Below are 17,853 nucleotides of genomic sequence, written 5' to 3'. Positions count from 1 at the left end.
TCAGCCTCCCCCGTCCCGGTCGGCCGCGACCCGGTCGAGGGACTCGGCGGCCGCGGCGTGCGCCTGCTCGATGCGGGCGCTCACGCCGGAGAAGTCGCGGTAGCGCAGGTTCGCCGCGCCCGGCGGGTCGGGGTCCCCGGCGGGCAGCACGTGGACCGTGACGCCGGGCGGGAGCGTGGCCAGGTCCGCCGCGAACCGGTGCCGGCGGGCGATCTCGAAGGCGACCGTGGCCACCTCCCACGGCCGGGCCGGCGGGCGCAGCGGCCGGTCGATCCGCCCGACGTGGAGCACGTAGACGGTGTCCGCCCCGAGGGCGACGGCCCGGCCCACCGGGATGCTGTGCACCAGCCCGCCGTCCACGTAGTGCTCGCCGCCGACCTCCACGGCCGGCAGCAGCCCGGGGACGGCGCAGGAGGCCAGCACCGCGTCGACCAGGTCGCCGTCGGTGAACCAGTGCTCGGCGGCCCGCTCGATGCTGGCCGCCACGCACTGGAACGGCACGCGGAGCCCGGCGAAGGTCCGCACCGGCAGGTGCTCCTCGAGCAGCTCGCGCAGCGGCTCGCGGGGGTGCAGGTGGGTGCGGGTGCGCACCAGGGTGCCCACCCGGGCCAGCACCGACCCGGTGAGGACCCGCCGGGAGGCCAGCTCCTCCCAGACGCCGCGCAGGCGGTCGACCGCGCCCGGCGTCGGGTCGGCGGCGACGACCGCGCCGTTGATGGCGCCCACCGACGTGCCCACGACCAGGTCGGGCCGGACCCCGCGCTCCAGCAGGGCCTGCAGCATCCCGACCTCGGCCGCGCCGAGCACCCCGCCGCCGCCGAGGACGAACGCCGTCCCGCCCCCGCCGGCCGGATCGGGGAGCGGCGCCATGCCCGCATCGTGCCACCCGTCCCCGGGGGCGGCAGCCGCGCCCGGAGCGGGGTCCGGCCGCCGCGGGGAGGGGCTCAGGGGCGGCCGGTGAGCCGCAGCAGCAGGCCGGTCACGAGCCCGTGCGTCGCGTGCCCGACCACGCCGCGGGCGTGGCTGACCAGCGGGTAGGCCGTCATCGTCGACAGCGAGGTGCCCTCGTCGACGACGAGGAAGGCGCCGGCCCCGACCAGCGGACCGGCCACCATCGGCGACACGCCCCGGCGCACCAGGGCCGCGGCGAGCACCCCGTAGGTGACGCCGAACGTGCGGTGCACGGCCAGCCCGACCCGGGCGGCCGCGGCGTCGTCGAGGTCGCGGCCGCGGACGCGGCCGAGCTGCTTACCGAGCTGCACCAGCATGCCGCCGGGCGCGATCTCCTGCTCGCGCTTCCGCGACGCCTCGCTCTGCCGGGCGTGGAACCAGGTCGTGGCGGCGTCCATGCTGCGACTGGCCACGTACCCGGCCAGCGCGCCGGTCCACAGCCGGCCGCTCCCGCCCGTCCCGGTGCGTGTCCCCGCCATCCCCGCCTCCCTCTCCCGACGGCCGTGCCTCGCGCGCCTGATTGCAGCGGGCGGGCACGGCCGGCGGGAGGGTCCAACGTCCTGCGCGGGAGGGGGTGCTCAGTCCTCCGGCTCGTGCAGCGGACCGCTGCCCACCACGACCGGTCCCCCGCCGGAGCCCCACTGCCAGCCGCGGATCTCCGGCAGGTCCTCGCCGTTCGCGCGGACGTACCGGCGGTGCTCGATGAGCTGGCCGTGCAGCCGGTCGCGCAGGTGCGCGCCGCGCGCCCGCAGTCGCGGCACCCGGTCGATGACCGCGATGGCCAGGGAGTAGCGGTCGATGCCGTTGATGACGCACATGTCGAACGGCGTCGTCGTCGTGCCCTCCTCCACGTAGCCGCGCACGTGGATGTTGTCGTGGTTGCTGCGCCGGTAGGTCAGCCGGTGGATCAACCACGGGTAGCCGTGGTAGGCGAACACCACCGGCTTGTCGGTGGTGAAGTAGGAGTCGAAGTCGGTGTCGGACAGCCCGTGCGGGTGCTCGCGGTCGTCCTGCAGCCGCATCAGGTCGACGACGTTGACGAACCGGACGCGCAGGTCGGGGAAGGCCTCGCGCAGGATCTCGGCGGCGGCCAGGGCCTCCATGGTGGGCACGTCGCCGGCGCAGGCCAGCACGACGTCGGGATCGGTGCCGGCGTCGGTGCTGGCCCACTCCCAGATGCCGATGCCCTTGGTGCAGTGCTCGACGGCCCGGTCGAGGTCGAGGTACTGCAGCGCCGGCTGCTTGCCGGCCACGATGACGTTGACGTACTGGTGGGTCCGCAGGCAGTGGTCGGCCACCGACAGCAGCGTGTTGGCGTCCGGGGGCAGGTAGACCCGGATGACGTCGGCCTTCTTGTTGACCACGTGGTCGATGAAGCCGGGGTCCTGGTGGGAGAAGCCGTTGTGGTCCTGCCGCCACACGTGCGAGGTCAGCAGGTAGTTCAGCGAGGCGATCGGCCGCCGCCACGGGATGCCGTTGGTGGTCTTCAGCCACTTGGCGTGCTGGTTGAACATCGAGTCGACGACGTGGATGAACGCCTCGTAGCAGGAGAACAGGCCGTGCCGGCCGGTGAGCAGGTAGCCCTCCAGCCAGCCCTGGCACAGGTGCTCGGAGAGCACCTCCATGACCCGCCCGTCCGGGGCGAGGTGGTCGTCGTCGGGCTCGCGCCGCGCCACCCAGGTGCGGTCGGTGGCCTCCAGGACGGCGCCGAGCCGGTTGGAGTTGTTCTCGTCGGGGGCGAAGAGCCGGAACGTCTCGGGGTTGCGGCGCACCACGTCGCGCAGGAACTCGCCGAGCACCCGGGTGGCCTCCACCGCGCCGGTGCCGGGCTCGGCCACCGGGACGGCGTAGTCGCCGAACTCGGGCAGCCGCAGCGGCCGCAGCAGCAGGCCGCCGTTGCTGTGCGGGTTGGCGCTCATCCGCCGCGGGCCCTGCGGGTGCAGGTCGCGGACGGCGGGCACCGGGGCGCCGTCGTCGTCGAAGAGCTCCTCGGGGCGGTAGCTGCGCAACCACTGCTCGAGCACCTGCCGGTGGGCGTCGTCCTCCCGGGCGTTGGCGAAGGGCACCTGGTGGGAGCGCCACGAGCCCTCGACGCGGTGGCCGTCGACCTCGGCCGGCCCGGTCCAGCCCTTCGGCGAGCGCAGCACGATCATCGGCCAGCGCGGCCGGTCGGTGACGCCGTCCTCCCGGGCGCGCCGCTGGATCCCGGCGATCTCGTCGAGGCAGCGGTCGAGCGCGGCGGCGAACTGCTGGTGCACCACCTCCGGGTCGTCGCCCTCGACGAAGTACGGGGTGTGCCCGTAGCCGCGCAGCAGGTCGGTGAGCTCCTCGGGCTCGATGCGGGCGAGCACCGTCGGGTTGGCGATCTTGTAGCCGTTGAGGTGCAGGATCGGCAGGACGGCGCCGTCGCGGGCCGGGTCGACGAACTTGGTGGTGTGCCAGCTGGCGGCCAGCGGACCGGTCTCGGCCTCGCCGTCGCCGACGACGGCCGCGACGACCAGGCCGGGGTTGTCGAAGGCGGCGCCGTAGGCGTGCACGAGGGCGTAGCCGAGCTCGCCGCCCTCGTGGATGGAGCCGGGCGTCTCGGGGGCGACGTGGCTGGGGATGCCCCCGGGGAAGCTGAACTGGGTGAACAGCCGCTTCATCCCCGGCCCGTCCTGCGACACGTCGGGGTAGACCTCGCTGTAGGTGCCCTCCAGCCACGCCGCGGCGACCGGGCCGGGCCCGCCGTGCCCGGGGCCCATGACGTACATGCAGTCGAGGTCCCGGGCGGTGATCGCGCGGTTGAGGTGGGCGTAGACGAAGTTCAGGCCCGGCGTGGTCCCCCAGTGGCCCAGCAGCCGGGGCTTGACGTGCTCCGGGCGCAGCGGCTCGCGCAGCAGCGGGTTGTCCATCAGGTAGATCTGGCCGACCGACAGGTAGTTGGCCGCCCGCCACCAGGCGTGGATGCGGTCGAGCTCCTCGGGGGACAGCGGCCCGGGCGAGCCGGCGGTCTGCGGTGGGGCGGTGTGCTCGCGGGTGCTCGTGTCGGTCACCGGCGTCGTCCTCTCGGGCCCTGGTCGCGGCTGACGGTCCCCACCCTGGTGGATGCGGCGGCCGGACGCGACCGGCCCGGTCCCGCCCCCACGCCTGCACGGTACTCGTGTACCGTATTTCTCGTACACTCGTACCGGTCTGAGGAGTCTCCGTGGCCTGGGTCCTGCTGGTCGTCGCCGGCGTCTTCGAGACGGCGTTCGCCGTGTCCCTCAAGCAGTCGGAGACCTTCACCCGCCTGTGGTGGTCGGTGTCGTTCGTCGTCTGCGCCGCGGCCAGCTTCGCGCTGCTGTCGGCCGCGCTGCGCACGCTGCCGGTGGGCACCGCCTACGCGGTGTGGACCGGCATCGGGGCCGGCGGCACCGCCGTGGTCGGGATGCTGGCCTTCGGCGACCCGGTCACCACGCTGCGGATCGTGGCGATCCTGCTGATCCTCGGCGGGGTGGTGGCGCTCAACCTGGCGCCGTCGGCGGCGCACTGATGGCCCGGCTGACGGCCAAGGGCGAGGCGCGGCGCGGCGCGATCGTGCAGGCGGCGGCGCGGCTGGTGGCCGCCGAGGGCCCCGACGCGCTCACCCACCGCGCGGTCGTGGCCGCGTCGGGCGTGCCGCTCGCGGCGACCACCTACTACTTCGCCTCGATCGACGACCTGCGCGCGGCCGCGGTCGGGCACCTGGTCGACGACGAGCGCCGCCAGGCCCGGTCGCTGGTCGAGGCCCTCCCCCGCCGCCCCCGGTCGGCGGCGGTCACCGCGCGGCACGTCGTCGCCGTGCTGCTCGGCGCGGACCGGGACGACGCCGAGCTGCTGGCGCTCTACGAGCGGTTCCTCGCCTGCGGCCGCCACCCGCGGTTGCGGCCGCTGCTCCGGGAGGCGCGGGCGGCGATCGACGCCGAGCTCGCCGAGCTGCTCGACCGCTGCGGCCGGCCGGCCACCGACGTGGCGACGCTGGTGGCGCTGGTCGACGGGTCGGTGGTCTCCGCGCTCGTCGAGGGCGACGGGTCGGCGCGCCGCCGCGCCGAGGAGGCGGTGGCCCGGGCCCTCGGGTGAGCCTCCACCGGGCCTCGACCGGCACCGGCGTCACTAGGCTGGGGCAGCCGTGGCGTCCGGGAGCGAGGGGGACGGTCCGTGGAGCCCGATGCCGACGAGGACGCCGTCGCCACGCTGGTCGCCCGGGCACTGTCCGGCGACGCCGCGGCCTGGGACCGCCTCGTCGAGCGCTTCCTGCCGCTGGTCCTGTCGATCGTGCGCCGGCACCGGCTGCAGGACGCCGAGGCCCAGGACGTCGCCCAGACGGTGTGGCTGCGCCTCGTCGAGCACCTCGGCGCCATCCGGGAACCGCGGGCGCTGCCCGGCTGGATCGCCACCACGACCCGCCACGAGTGCCACCACCTCCACGGCGGCCGCTGCGTCGTCCCCTCCGAGGACCTCGACACCCGGGGGCGGCCCGACGACGACACGCCCGGTCCGGAGCACCGGCTGCTGCAGGGCGAGCGGCACGACGCCCTGCTCGCCGCCCTCGCCGAGCTGCCCGAGCGGCAGCGCGCCCTCCTGCTGCTGCTGATCGAGGACCCGCCGCTGCCCTACGAGGAGATCAGCCGCCGGCTGGACATGCCGGTCGGCAGCATCGGGCCGACCCGGGCCCGGGCCATCGCGCGGATCCGGACCCACCGGGCGGTGCAGGCGCTGCTGGAGGTGTGAGGCGGCCGGGGCCGCGCCTCACAGGCGCACCCAGTCGGTGACCAGCACGCCCGACGGCGTGGCGCAGCGCAGCCGGGTCGGGCCCGACACCGGCCGGTCGAACCGGAACCGGCCCCACTCGTCGGCGTCGGTGCGGTCGACCTCGCCGCCGGGGGACAGCAGCGACACCTGCCCCGGAGCGGCCGGCACCAGCTGCCCGACCAGGCAGTCCTCGTCCCGGGCCACCTCGACCGACCGGTCGCCGGCCTCGAACACCAGGTCCCGGGGGCCGCCGGGCCCACCGCGCACGCCCGCCGTGGCGTCGACGAGCGAGTCGCTGGTCAGGGCGGCGAGCTCGGCGTCGACGGTGCGCCACGAGAAGGCCGCGCGGGCGGCGTCGGTCATCGCCGGAGTGGGCGTACCGGCCGCGCGCAGCGCCGCGCGCAGCTCGCCGAGCAGCTCGTCGTCGCCCGGCCCCGGTACCGACACCGCCGCCTCCCTCCCTGTCCGCCCCCGCACCGGCATGGTGCCCCGCCGCCGGGCCGGCTGCCAGCACGCGGCGCCGGCCACCCGGGACCGTCCCGGACCCGCCGCTCCCTCTCAGAGGCCCGGGACGCGCCCCTGATACCCGCGCGGGCCGCTCACCCGGCCCCGTAGGCGCCGAAGGCGCACCGGTGGACGAACGAGCGCGGGTCGGCGGAGTCCAGCGCGGCGCGGGCGGCGTGCAGCGCGTCGGCTGCGGTCAGGCCGGCGGCCAGGCCGCGGTGCACGGCGTCCATGAGGCCGACGGACTCCAGGTCCCCGACGGCGACCGTGCTCGCCAGGACACCCGTCGTCCCCCGCGCCAGCAGGGCGCTGACGAGGCCCAGCAGCTCGTCACCGGCGTACGGGACGTCGGCGGCGGAGTCGCAGGCGGCGAGCACCACCCGCCGGGGGGCGATGCCGCGGCGGTCGAGCTCGTGCACGGTCAGCAGCCCGTCGGCGAGCTCCAGCGCGGAGAAGGACGGGTTGTCCGACCGCAGCCGGCCGTGGCAGGCCAGGTGCGCCAGGCCGGCGCCGGCCAGCGCGCCGGTCGTCGCGGTCACCGTGGCCGCCGCGCCGGTCAGGACGGTCGCCTCCGCGTGGGACCGGCGCACGGCCTCGACCTCGGCGACCGCGCCGGGCAGCCGCGGCCCGGCCACCAGCACCACCGGGCCGGCGGAGCGGGGTGCGGCGGCGGTGCGGGCCCACAGCGCGGCCGACGGCGCGGTGGACACCGGGGCGCCGCGCAGGGCCGGCCAGGGCACGCGGCGGGTCCGCCCGTCGGGCACGACCACCAGCGGCACGTCCGCGGGCAGGCCCAGCGGGGCCAGCAGCAGGTCCGCCAGCCGGTGCAGCCCGTGCTCGGCGGCGGCCCGCGCGGCCGCCAGCGCCGGTGCCCGGCCGGGGCGCAGCAGGCGGCGCAGCGCGAACAGCAGGCTGTCGCACTCCGCGGTCACCGGCCGCGCCGGGCCGAGCCGCACCAGCCGGCTGCGGCCGCCGTGCAGGACGACGGCGACCAGCTCCCCGCCGACCGTGGCGAACGACGCCAGGGCGCGCCCGTCGAGGTGGCGGCGCAGCTCGGCGGGCGTGCAGACCGGCGCCCGGCCGGCCCCCGAGCCCGGCCGCTGCCAGGTGGCCCGCCGCAGCCGCGCCTCCGCGGCGCTCTGCCGGGCGCGCAGCTCCGCCGGCTCCTCGCCGGTGTCGCGCAGCGCCTGCGCCAGCTCGGCGTGCACCAGCCGGAGCTCGGCGAGCTCGTCCTGCAGCCCGTCGGGTGCCGGCGGCTCGACGCCGAGCAGCGCGGCGGCGCGGGTCTGCTCCATCCACCCCAGCACCCGCAGCGGGGAGCCGGTGGACAGCAGCGTCTCCAGCCCCAGGCGCCCGAGCTCCACCCCGTGGCCGGAGGCCAGCGCCCGCAGCTCGGTGGACCCGAGGGCGGCGCGGTGGCGGGCGAGGTCGGCGAGCCCGGCACGGCAGTGCCGCAGCACCGCGTCGTCCCGGCCGGCCAGCCGCTCGGCGCAGGCGGCGGCGAGGTGCCCGCGCAGGCGCAGCAGCACCGGCCCGCGCCGGCTGCGGTCGCGCGCTGCCCCGAGGCAGCGCCGGGCGACCCGGGGGCGCCCCAGCTCCGCGGCCAGCCGGCCGGCGGCCAGGTGGGCGGCCGCGGCGGCCGACGGCACGCCCGACCGGTCGAGGAACCCGGCGGCCCGCGCCGTGCGCCGCAGCAGCGGCAGGTCGCCGCTCCCGTCGAGGAGGGCGGCCTCGGCGGCGAGCACCGTCGCGCGCGCGGCCCAGGCCGTCCGCCGCTGCCGCCGGAACAGCGCCTCCGCCGCGTCGGCCGCCGTCCTCGCCGCCGCGGCGTCCCCGGCGAGCAGCGCCGTGTGTGCCACGGTCAGCCGCGCCTCGGCAGCGAGGAGCAGCACGCCCTGGGCGTCGAGGTCGGCCGCGGCGCGCCCGGCCAGCTCCCGCGCCTCCGGCAGCAGCCGCAGCTCGGCCAGCACGTCGGCGTACTCCATGTGGTACTCGCCCAGCGGCACGCCGGTCTGCGTGAACAGCTCCGTCGCGCGGTCGAGCTGGGCCAGCCCCTCCGCCAGCCGCCCGCTCTGGGCCAGCACCAGCCCCCGGTTGTGCGCCACGAACGCGTACATCGACGGCCCGATGCCGGCGGCCAGCTGCTCGGCGCGGTCGAGGTGCCGCAGGCTCTCGTCGAACCGGCCCCGGGAGGCGGCCACCAGGGCGAGGTTGTTGGCCGCGCTCCCCCGGTTGTCCAGCGTCGCCGCGGGGTCGGCCACCACCCGGCGGTAGGACGCCGCGGCGGGCTCGAGCCGCCCGAGGTTGTGCAGCAGCACCGCACGCATGAAGTCCGCCTCCGGCGGGGGGCGGCCGTCGGCGGGCACGGCCCGGTCCAGGTCGCGCAGCGCGACGGCGACCCGTCCCAGCTCGAGGGCCACCGCGGCCCGGGTGACGAGCAGCTCCGCGATCCGGGAGGTCAGCCCGGCCCGCCGGGCCAGCCGGAGGGCCTCGTCGAGGAGGCGCAGGGCCCGCCGGTTGTCCCGCCGGGCCCGGGCCGACCAGGCCACCGCACGCAGGCCGACCACCAGCGCCTCGGGATCGGGGGCCCGGCGGGCGGCCTCGACGACGTCGGCGGCGACCCGGTCGAAGCGCCGCGGGTCGCCCACGACGCCGTCGTAGGCCTGCTGCGCGCGTATCAGGAGGGAGCCGATCGGCTCTTCCGGTGTGACGCCGGTCACCGGGACGATTCTGCCCCGATCCCGGCGCGGCGAGGAGGAGATCCCCGATGGCGGACGCCCACCAGTTCCCCCAGGCACCGGACGACCGGCGCTCCCCGGAGCAGATCACGGCCCAGCGGGCCGCGGTGCGGACCCAGATCGCCGCGTGGCTGGCCGAGATGGCCGCCAGCGGAGGTCCCCGGGAGGACCACGTGCGTGCCCTGACCGACCTGCAGGAGCGGCGCAGCGGCCTCGGTCCGGCCCGCATCCGGCTCGAGGAGGACGGGACGGCCGTGACCCCGAACCGGCTCGTCGTGCGCCGGGCGGACGTGCCCCGGGTGCTCGCCGAGCTGGAGGCGATGTACTACGCGCCGCAGGTGGTCGCCGTCCCCGGGGTCGACGACCTGCGGGTGCTCGTGACCGTCGGGGCCGGCGCCCGGAGCCTGCGCGCCTCGGGGGCCGTGGCACGGGCGGTGACCGCGGGCCGCGCGGCGCCCAGCCACGTCTCCCTGCTGGGGGCGATCCGGAAGGCCGCGGGCGGGCCGGAGCCCTCCGGCCCGGGCCGTGGCGGGTCCTGGGACTTCCAGGCCGAGCCCCGGAAGGGCGGGGACCCCGTCGTCGCGGTCGTCGACAACGGGGTGAGCGCCGAGCAGCGCGGCGACGGCTGGCTGGCCGGCCTGGCCGGCACGGACAACCTCGACCTGCTCGACGTCGTCCCGGCCGACCACTACCTCGACCGCGCGGCCGGGCACGGCACCTTCACCGCCGGCATCGTGCAGCAGGTCGCGCCGGGTGCCCGGCTCGTGCTGCGGCGCGCGCTGGACACCGAGGGCGAGGGCGACGAGGTCGACATCGGCCGGGAGGTCGTGCGCGCGGCCCAGGACGGCGCGGAGGTGATCAACCTGTCCCTCGGCTTCCAGACGGCCGACGACCGGCCGCCGCTGGCGATGGAGCGGGCCCTGCGCAGCGCGATCGCGATCGCCGACCGCGCGCGTCGCCACCTGCTCGTCGTCTGCGCGGCGGGCAACTTCGGCGACGACGGCCGCCCGTGCTGGCCCGCGGCGTTCGCCGCCGAGCCGGGGTTCGAGCGGCACGTGGTGGCCGTGGCCGCGCTGCGCCTGGACGACCGGGACGACCAGCAGGTCGTGGGGGCGGAGTGGTCCTCGCGGGGTGACTGGGTGACCTGCTCGACCCTCGGGCAGGGCGTCGTGTCCACCTACGTCATCGGCGAGGAGGCGCCGTCGTCGGACGCGCTGGACCCCGACGTCTTCGGGCCGAGCTCGTGGGCCACCTGGAGCGGCACCTCGTTCGCGGCTCCGCAGGTGGCCGGGGCGGTCGTCCGGATGGTGCGCGACCGGCGGGCCCCGTCGGCGCGGGCGGCGCTCGACGCGCTGCTCGCCGAGGCCGGTGTGCACTCACAGCGGAAGAACGGGACCCCCCGGCTCGACGGCTTCGGCGTCCCCCTGCGGATCCTGCCCGTGTGAGACGGCCCGGCCTCCCGGGCGACGTCCCGGGAGGCCGGCCCTCAGCGCGCGGGCCGGACCCGGTGCACGGCGACGGTGGCCGCCCCGGCGCAGACCGGGACCGCCCGCGCCGCCAGGCACCACAGGTCGCCGCGGGCCAGGACGGTGTCGCCCCACGCGTCGAAGGCCCGCGCGCCGGCGACCAGCAGCGCCTTGGTGGTGGCCAGCCGCCGCTCGACCAGGTCGAGCCGGTGCCGGAGGGTCCCCGCCGGCGGCGGCCCGGGGACCGTCCTGATCCCGCGGGGCGCCGCGCCTTGCTCGCGGAGCACGCGGGCGGCGAGGGGCGCGAGGGCCTCGGCGGCGAACCGCGGCAGGTACTCGTCGCCGAAGCGCGCGGCGGTGTCCGCGGCCCGGTCGGCCTGCAGCGCCGACGGCCGGGCGCCGCCGGGCCGGCACAGGTCGGTGTCCCGCCCGAAGGAGCGGTCGAGACCGAAGGCGTTCTGCAGGTGGACGAGGCCGGTCAGGGCGTCGGCCCAGGCGTCGTGCAGCGGGCGGGCCAGGGTCAGGCGGGGGCGCAGCAGCGGCCCGACGTCGGTGCCGGCCAGCACGTGCCCCGGTCCCGGCCGGCCGCCGTGCACCCGGCCGAAGGCGGTCGTGGCGTCCAGTCCCGCGTGGGCCCGCAGCACCGCCGCCCCGCCCGGGTGGCGCTGCAGGAAGGCGGTGACGTCGTGCACGCGGCCGCCGACCGCCAGCCACCAGCCGTGCTCGTCGTCGTTGTGCTCGGCGAGGTCGGCCAGGCCGGGGCCCCGGCGCACCGGCCGGCCGGGGACGGCGGCGGGGGCGGGCCGCAGGGCCGCCGGTGCGGGGTCCCGCTCGGCGCGGGACGCGGTGAGGGCCGCGTCGACGGTGTGCCAGGTCAGCTCGCGCGGGGACCCGGCGAACCCGCCGATGGTCACCCCGCGGCCGACCATGAAGGCGACGGCGAGGTAGCCCGACACCAGGCGCCGGTGCCGGCCGAGGAAGCCGTCGGCGCCGGCGTGGGCCTCCCGCGCCGCCTCGAACGAGGCCACCAGCTGCGGCCGGCGCCGGGCGTCGACGTAGGCGGCGACCGGGACCTCCTCGACCGCGTCGGCGAACCGCCGCCAGCGCGGCGGGGCGCTGCGGCGGTGCCGCAGGATCTCCTGCCCGAGCTGGCTGGAGTGGTCGCGCCGGCCGAGGAGCGCGTCGAGCAGGCCGAAGACCGGGGAGGCCGTGCCGCTGGGCCCGAGGTCACCGGCCCGCAGCGGCACCGCGAGCGGGGCCACGGTCTTGGCCCAGACGACGGGGTCGACGCGGGTGCGGCCGCCGGGCCGGGGGTCGATCAGCCGCAGCGACCGGGTCGCGGCCCGCAGCGCCGCGGTCACCGCGTCGAGGGCGGCGCCCAGCGCCTCGGCGTCGTCGTCGAGGACCGCCTGCTGGGCGTCGGCCGCCGCCGGGACCACCGGCGCGCACTGCGCCAGCACCTCGACCTGGGTGAGGTAGAAGACGCGCTCCTCCTCGTTGCCGGCCGCGGGCACCAGCAGGCGCAGGTCGTCGGACACCAGCGGGAGGCCGTCGCGCCCGGCGGCGGAGCGCCAGTTGTGCACGATCAGGTCGGGATAGCCCAGCACGGGGTCCGGGGAGCGGCCCAGCCGGCGCAGCACCTGCGCCCAGGGGACGGCGAGGGCCGGCGGCAGGCCCGCGGGCCGGGGGGCGCGGCCGTGCACGTGCGCGTGGGCGAGCAGGCCCAGCACGGTGGCCGCCCGCTGCAGCGCGGTGTCCGCCAGCGCCCCGGGGTCGGCCGGCAGCACGGGCAGCCGCTCGACGGCCTCCCGGACGGAGACGTCGCGCAGCAGGGCCGGCAGCTCCGCCGCCGCCCGGTCCCAGGCGGCGTGGGTGCCCGGCAGCCGCGCCGCCGGCGGACGGGTGGGCAGGAACCCGCGCGCGGCCGACAGCGGGCCCAGGTTCTCGTGCCCCAGGCGGGCGTCGACCTCCGCCGCGGCGGCGAGCACCCGCGCTGCCGGCGCGGTGCGGACCGGGGGCACGGCACCTCCTCGCAGCCGGCGGTCAGTCGCTGGGCGGCCGTGGCCGGGGCACCCGGCGGCGGTTCCGCTCGGCCTCGGCCAGGGCGCCGCGGAAGCCGTCCGCGTACCAGGCGGGGGCGTTGAGCCGGACCCCGGCCGGTGCGCTGCCCGCGCCGTCCCAGACCAGGAGGGCCAGCCCGTCCGGGCCGCGCCCGTGGCAGCACGCCCCCAGCAGGACCGCCTCCCCCGCCGGCCCGGCGGCGGCCTCGAGGAGCCCGTCGGCGCGGCCGAGGGCGCGGGCGCGCTCGAGGGCGCGCAGGTACGGCGAGGACGGGGCGTCGTCGGTCATGGCGCGGATCCCGGGGTCAGGAGGCGGCCCGGCGCGGCCGGCCCAGGCCCTGCACCAGCCGGGTCATCTGCCCGGTCGGCGGCACGCCGAGCTCCTGGCGCAGCAGGTCGCGGAACGTGTCGTGGGCGCGCAGCGCCTCGGCCAGGTTGCCCTCGGCCAGGTGCACCTGCACCACGGTGCGGTGGGCGCTCTCCCGGAGCGGCTCGGCCCGCACGGCCAGGTGGGCCGCCTGCAGCGCGTCGGCGTAGCGGCCGGCGGCGCGCAGCCGCCCGGCCAGGGTCTCCAGCGCGTGCAGCCGCAGCTGGGTGAGCCGGTCGCGCTCCGGCAGCACCCAGTCGTCGTACCAGCCCGGCAGCAGGTCCCCGAGGAGGGCCGGGCGCGGCAGCGTCAGCCGGCCGGCGGCCACCCGCGGGTCGCGGACGTGCACGGCCCACTCCTGCAGCTCGCGCACGTCGACGCGCACGCCGTCGGCGATGCGCAGCGCGCCGTCCGCGGTGTCGACCAGCCCGGGTGCGCAGCGGCGCAGCCGCCACAGCGCCGACCGCAGGCTGGCCCGGGCCCGGTCCTCGTCGACGTCGGGCCACAGCCGGCCGGACACCGCCGCGCGGGCCGGCCGGCCGGTCAGGCACAGCAGGGCCACCAGCCGTTGCACGGCCGGGGGCAGGTCCCCGGCGGCCGGCAGGTCACCGGCCGCGAGGGAGAAGCCGTCGAGCAGCGTGACACGCGGTCCGCTGCGGGGTGCGAGGCGCAGGTCCTGGTCCACGGGCGGTCCCCTCCGTCGGTGACGACGACCGGCAGAGGGGCCCGGTCCCGCCGCTGATACACCGGCGGGACACCGCGGTCGGGTGCGGTGTCAGGTACGGGCGCGGGCGACGCCGAGGTGGCCGGTCACCGCCTCCCCCAGCGAACCGGCGTCGACGGCGACCGTGACGATCGTGGCGCCCTCCGCGGCCCACCCCGCGGCCTCCCGACCGCTGGAGGCGTGCACCCCGACGGGCACGCCGGCGGCCACCGCGCGGGCCACGACCGAGGACAGCACGCCGCGCAGCTCCTCCCGCCGGTCGGCTCCCGCCAGGCCCAGCGACAGCGACAGGTCCCCGGGGCCGACGTAGACCCCGTCGAGCCCCTCGACGGCGAGGACGGCGTCGAGGTCGTCGAGCGCGCTCGCGGACTCGACCATCACGACCACCAGGGGCTGCTCGCACCCGCCCGACAGCCGCCCGATCGACCGTCCGCCGGCCGGGGCGTACCGGCAGGCGGCCACGACCTCCCGGGCGTGCGCGGCGTCGCGCACGTTGGGGACGACCACGCTGCGGGCGCCGAGGTCGAGCGGGCGGCCGACGTCGGCGAAGGAGGGGCTGCGGGTGCGCACCAGCGGCACCGCGCCGGCCGCGGTCACCGCCGCCGCGACCCCGGGCAGCTCGGCCTCGGCCGCCGCGCCGTGCTGCAGGTCGACGACGACGTAGTCCGCGCCGGTCCGCGCGAGCACCTCCGCGGTCACCGCGCCCGGCAGCAGGCTCCACACCCCGTGGGCGGGCCGCCCCTGCGCCCACCGCCGCCGCAGGTCCCCCTCGTCGGTCACGTCCCGCTCCCCTCGCCGCCGCCCGGCCGGAGCCCCGGCCCGCGGCCGATCCTCCCCCGGCGGGGTCAGAGGTCGATCTCCGCGCCCATGACGACGGTGCGCTCCGGGGGCAGCGCGAGGTGCTCCGGGCGGCCGGTCCCGCCGTGGGCGAGCAGCACGAACAGCCGGGTGCGCCACGCGCTCATCCCCGACCGCGGTGTCGGGCGCAGCGCCGGCCGGGTCACGAACCAGGTCGCCGCGTCCGGGTCGGCGGGCGCGCCGGTCCCCGCGACCCCGGGCAGGGCGCGGCGCAGCGCGGCCTCGAGGTCCGGGCGGTCCAGGAAGCCGGACTCCACGACGACGTGGACGAACCCGGCCGCGGGGGGACCGAGGGGACGGGTGGTGACCCGCCGCTCCTCCGGCAGGTGCGGCACGGCCGCCGTCCGCCCGGTGAGCAGCACGACCCGCTCGTGGAGCACCGAGAAGCGGGCGACGGTCGCGCGCAGCGCCAGCGGCGCGGTCGCGTCCGTGGGGTGCAGGTAGACCGCGACCCCGGGCACGCGGGGGACGGCGGCCGCGCGCACCTCGGCGAGGACGGCGTCCAGCGGGCCCTCCTGCTGGGCGCGCCGGGCCACCAGCAGCTCGCGCCCCCGGCGCCAGGTGGTCATGACCGTGAGGACGGTGCCGGCGATCAGCAGGGTCAGCCAGCCGCCGTGCGGCACCTTGGGCAGGGTCGCGGCGGCGTAGGCGACCTCGACCGCGCCGAGCACGCCGCCGAGGAGCACCAGCCGGCGCCGGGACCACCGCCAGCGCACCCGGGCGAGCACGAGCAGCAGCGCCGTCGTGACGAGGAACGTGGCCGTCACCGCCACCCCGTACGCGGCGGCCAGCCGGGCGGAGGAGCCGAACCCCACCGTCACGGCGAGGACCAGCACGAACAGCACCGCGTTGACCGCCGGGACGTACACCTGGCCGGCCTCCTGCGCGGAGGTGTGCCGCACCCGCCGCCGCGGCAGGTAGCCCAGCGCCATCGCCTGCCGGGACACCGAGAAGGCGCCGGCGAGGACGGCCTGGGAGGCGATCACCGTGGCGGCGGTGGCGAGCACGACCACGGGCAGCTGCGCCCAGGACGGGAAGAGCAGGAAGAACGGGTCGTCGCGCGCTCCCGCGTCGCCCTCGACCAGCGCCGCCTGGCCCAGGTAGTTGAGGACCAGGGCCGGGAAGACGAGCAGGAACCAGGCGCGGCGGATCGGCCGGCGCCCGAAGTGCCCCATGTCGGCGTAGAGGGCCTCGGCGCCGGTGACCGTCAGCACCACCGCGCCCATCACCGCGAGCGCGACCCCCGGCCGGTCGACGGCGAACTCCAGCGCGTAGCCCGGCGAGAGCCCCCGCAGCACCTCCGGCCGCGCCAGGACGTGCGCCAGCCCGGCCGCGCCGAGGACGCCGAACCACACGAGCATCACCGGCCCGAAGGCGCGCCCGACGCGGCTGGTCCCCCACCGCTGGACGAGGAACAGCGTCGTCAGCACCGCGACCGCCAGCGGGAGCACCACGCGGGAGAGCCCCGGGTCCACGACCTCCAGGCCCTCCACGGCCGACAGCACCGAGATGGCCGGCGTGATCACGCTGTCGCCGTAGAACAGCGACGCCCCCAGCACGCCCAGCGCCATGGCCACGGCGGCGCGGCGGCCGGCGGCGGGGCCCAGGGAGCGGGCGACGAGGGTGGCCAGCGACAGCACGCCGCCCTCGCCGTGGTTGTCGGCCCGCAGGACGACGACGACGTACTTGACCGTCACGGTGAGGGTCAGCGACCAGAACACCAGCGACGCGACCCCGAGGACGTCGCGGGTGGCGGCGCCCACCGCGCCGCCGTCGACGGCGAAGACCGTCTCCATCGCGTAGAGCGGGCTGGTGCCGATGTCCCCGTAGACGACGCCCAGCGCGCCGATCACCAGCGCGGACTCCCCCGGGGCCGGCCCGGTGCGCGGCGGCCGCGCCGGACGGCGGTCGCGCCGGACGCCCTGGCCGGTCCCGGATCGCGCCACGGCGGCCGCTCCTCCCCGCGTCCGGGCCGCCCTCCCCGGCGGACCGGCGCGGAGCCCATGGTGTCCCTCGCGGCCGGTCGCGGACACCCCGCCGTGCGCCGTCCCCGGCGCCGGCGGCCTCAGGCCGTCGAGCCGTAGATGGCCGTGGCCTGGGCGGTGGCCAGCCGCGCGTCCTCCTCGCGCACCACCGACAGCTGCGTCTCGTCCGGCGGGAGCACGCTCTGGAACACCCAGTCGAGGGCCACCCGCACCCGGTTGGACATCGCCGGCAGCGCGTACAGGTGGTAGCCGCGGGTGACCACCTTGGCCACCGGCCCGGTCAGCGGGACGCCCAGCGGGCGGGCGACGGCGTCGAACCCGCCGAGGTCGGCCACCAGGCCCAGGTCGGTGTGCCGGTAGGGGCGCGCGGTGCCGTGGCCCAGGGCGGCGGCGATGTTGCGGCCCAGCGCGACGCCCTGGCGCTGGGCGTGCTGGGCGGTGGGCGGGGTGTCGGGCAGCCGCCCGTCGGCGGTCCCGCGCGCGGCGAGGTCGGGCACCGCGGCGGCGTCGCCGGCCGCCCACAGGCCGTGGACCCCCGGCACCGACAGGTCGGGGTCGGTGACCAGCCGGCCCTTGCGCGTGGGCAGCCCCAGGGCCATCACCAGCGGGCTGGCCACCACCCCGGCGCCCCAGACGAGGGTGCGGGTGCGGATGGTCGTGCCGTCGGTGAGGGTGACGCGGGTGTCCTCGGCCTCGGACACGCTGGTCCGCAGGCGGACGTCGACGCCCCGGTCGTGCAGCACCCGCAGCGCGTGCTCACCGAGCCGCGGGCCGAGCTCCGGGAGGACGGCCGGGGCGACGTCGACCAGCACCCACCGCACGTCCCGGGCGCGGGTGCGGTCCCAGCGGCCCTCGATGCGGGTCAGCCAGCGCTGGGCCTGGGCGACGAACTCGGTGCCGGTGTAGCCGGCGCCGACCGCCACCACGGTGAGCATCTCCTCGCGCGCGGCCCGGCCGGCCTCGGTGTCGGGCTGGGCGTCGGCGAGGTCGAGCTGCTCGAGCAGGTGGTCGCGCAGGTAGACCGCCTCGACGAGGGTCTTCAGGCCGCGGGCGTGGTCGGGCACCCCGGGGATGTCGAACTGCCGGGTGACGGAGCCGGGCACCAGGACCAGGTGGTCCCAGTCGAGCCGGTGCTCGAGGTCGGCGCGCCGGACGGTGACCATGCGCGTGGTCAGGTCGACGTCGGAGACGCGGCCGAGCACCAGCCGCACCCGCGGCAGGGTGCGCCGCAGCGACACCGCGATGTGCCGGGCCTCCACGACGCCGGTGGCCACCTCGGGCAGCAACGGGCTGTAGAGCAGGTAGTCGTTGGGCGTCACCAGCACCAGCTCGGCGGCCTCGCGCGGCAGGTGGCGCTGCAGGTGGCGCAGGGCGTGGAAGCCGGCGAACCCGCCGCCGACGACGACCACCCGCGGACGGCGGTGCGGCGGACTCGTCACCGCCTGCCC

15 protein-coding genes are annotated in these 17,853 nt (G+C 78.1%); 4 read left to right on the top strand and 11 right to left on the bottom strand.

The window, feature by feature from the left end:
• The 3 genes from CHC04_RS09430 to CHC04_RS09420 all read right to left on the bottom strand — a co-directional run bounded on the left by CHC04_RS09430 (window position 1) and on the right by CHC04_RS09420 (window position 3,986).
• Window positions 1-870, bottom strand: coding sequence for a patatin-like phospholipase family protein (locus CHC04_RS09430; RefSeq protein ID WP_089403659.1), 870 nt, complete (start codon window positions 868-870; stop codon window positions 1-3).
• A gap of 74 nt (window positions 871-944) precedes the next feature.
• On the bottom strand, window positions 945-1,430 hold the full coding sequence (locus tag CHC04_RS09425) for a hypothetical protein (protein WP_089403658.1): 486 nt from the start codon (window positions 1,428-1,430) through the stop codon (window positions 945-947).
• 99 nt (window positions 1,431-1,529) lie between these two features.
• Window positions 1,530-3,986, bottom strand: a complete 2,457-nt coding sequence (locus CHC04_RS09420; RefSeq protein ID WP_089403657.1) for a phosphoketolase family protein — start codon at window positions 3,984-3,986, stop codon at window positions 1,530-1,532.
• Between the two features lie 152 nt (window positions 3,987-4,138).
• On the opposite strand from CHC04_RS09420, the gene CHC04_RS09415 reads away from it, so the two are divergent.
• From CHC04_RS09415 to CHC04_RS09405, 3 genes are all read left to right on the top strand, one after another.
• Complete coding sequence (locus CHC04_RS09415) at window positions 4,139-4,465, top strand: DMT family transporter (protein WP_089403656.1); 327 nt, start codon at window positions 4,139-4,141, stop codon at window positions 4,463-4,465.
• Window positions 4,465-5,031, top strand: a complete 567-nt coding sequence (locus CHC04_RS09410; RefSeq protein ID WP_089403655.1) for a TetR/AcrR family transcriptional regulator — start codon at window positions 4,465-4,467, stop codon at window positions 5,029-5,031. The genes CHC04_RS09415 and CHC04_RS09410 overlap by 1 nt, the downstream gene beginning before the upstream one ends.
• A 78-nt stretch (window positions 5,032-5,109) precedes the next feature.
• Complete coding sequence (locus CHC04_RS09405; RefSeq protein ID WP_089403654.1) at window positions 5,110-5,682, top strand: RNA polymerase sigma factor; 573 nt, start codon at window positions 5,110-5,112, stop codon at window positions 5,680-5,682.
• A gap of 18 nt (window positions 5,683-5,700) precedes the next feature.
• Here CHC04_RS09405 and CHC04_RS09400 read toward each other — a convergent pair whose 3' ends face one another.
• Both CHC04_RS09400 and CHC04_RS09395 read right to left on the bottom strand, forming a co-directional pair.
• Window positions 5,701-6,150, bottom strand: a complete 450-nt coding sequence (locus CHC04_RS09400; protein ID WP_089403653.1) for a hypothetical protein — start codon at window positions 6,148-6,150, stop codon at window positions 5,701-5,703.
• 152 nt (window positions 6,151-6,302) lie between these two features.
• Window positions 6,303-8,927: a CHAT domain-containing protein gene (locus CHC04_RS09395; protein WP_089403652.1), complete on the bottom strand. Its 2,625-nt coding sequence runs from the start codon at window positions 8,925-8,927 to the stop codon at window positions 6,303-6,305.
• 47 nt (window positions 8,928-8,974) lie between these two features.
• Here CHC04_RS09395 and CHC04_RS09390 point away from each other — a divergent pair, with 47 nt between their 5' ends.
• Window positions 8,975-10,390 (top strand): S8 family peptidase, encoded by a 1,416-nt coding sequence (locus tag CHC04_RS09390; protein ID WP_089403651.1) that lies wholly within the window; start codon window positions 8,975-8,977, stop codon window positions 10,388-10,390.
• Between the two features lie 41 nt (window positions 10,391-10,431).
• Here the strand turns inward: CHC04_RS09390 and CHC04_RS09385 are convergent, their stop codons facing one another.
• The 6 genes from CHC04_RS09385 to CHC04_RS09360 form a co-directional block, all read right to left on the bottom strand.
• The gene (locus CHC04_RS09385) at window positions 10,432-12,432 is read right to left on the bottom strand and encodes a cytochrome b5 domain-containing protein (protein WP_089403650.1); all 2,001 of its coding nucleotides are present in this window, start codon (window positions 12,430-12,432) and stop codon (window positions 10,432-10,434) included.
• Between the two features lie 22 nt (window positions 12,433-12,454).
• On the bottom strand, window positions 12,455-12,760 hold the full coding sequence (locus CHC04_RS09380; RefSeq protein WP_089403649.1) for a hypothetical protein: 306 nt from the start codon (window positions 12,758-12,760) through the stop codon (window positions 12,455-12,457).
• Between the two features lie 16 nt (window positions 12,761-12,776).
• Window positions 12,777-13,523, bottom strand: coding sequence for an AfsR/SARP family transcriptional regulator (locus CHC04_RS09375; protein WP_245817087.1), 747 nt, complete (start codon window positions 13,521-13,523; stop codon window positions 12,777-12,779).
• A gap of 90 nt (window positions 13,524-13,613) precedes the next feature.
• Window positions 13,614-14,342 carry an HpcH/HpaI aldolase family protein gene (locus CHC04_RS09370; protein WP_089403648.1) on the bottom strand — a complete coding sequence of 243 codons (729 nt, stop codon included), beginning with the start codon at window positions 14,340-14,342 and terminating at the stop codon, window positions 13,614-13,616.
• Window positions 14,343-14,407: 65 nt separating this feature from the next.
• The gene (locus CHC04_RS09365; protein ID WP_217897273.1) at window positions 14,408-16,366 is read right to left on the bottom strand and encodes a potassium transporter Kup; all 1,959 of its coding nucleotides are present in this window, start codon (window positions 16,364-16,366) and stop codon (window positions 14,408-14,410) included.
• Window positions 16,367-16,485: 119 nt separating this feature from the next.
• The gene (locus tag CHC04_RS09360) at window positions 16,486-17,844 is read right to left on the bottom strand and encodes an NAD(P)/FAD-dependent oxidoreductase (protein WP_245817086.1); all 1,359 of its coding nucleotides are present in this window, start codon (window positions 17,842-17,844) and stop codon (window positions 16,486-16,488) included.
• Between the last annotated feature and the right edge of the window lie 9 nt (window positions 17,845-17,853).

This window comes from Geodermatophilus saharensis, assembly GCF_900188205.1.
Lineage (GTDB): Bacteria > Actinomycetota > Actinomycetes > Mycobacteriales > Geodermatophilaceae > Geodermatophilus > Geodermatophilus saharensis.
Note: the sequence above shows the minus strand (reverse complement) of the source record. Positions and strands in the feature narration are given on the sequence as shown.

Coding starts and splice junctions, on each gene's coding strand:
- CHC04_RS09430 (WP_089403659.1), bottom strand. CDS start 870: ATGGCGCCGCTCCCCGATCCGGCCGGCGGGGGCGGGACGGCGTTCGTC.
- CHC04_RS09425 (WP_089403658.1), bottom strand. CDS start 1,430: ATGGCGGGGACACGCACCGGGACGGGCGGGAGCGGCCGGCTGTGGACC.
- CHC04_RS09410 (WP_089403655.1), top strand. CDS start 4,465: ATGGCCCGGCTGACGGCCAAGGGCGAGGCGCGGCGCGGCGCGATCGTG.
- CHC04_RS09390 (WP_089403651.1), top strand. CDS start 8,975: ATGGCGGACGCCCACCAGTTCCCCCAGGCACCGGACGACCGGCGCTCC.
- CHC04_RS09380 (WP_089403649.1), bottom strand. CDS start 12,760: ATGACCGACGACGCCCCGTCCTCGCCGTACCTGCGCGCCCTCGAGCGC.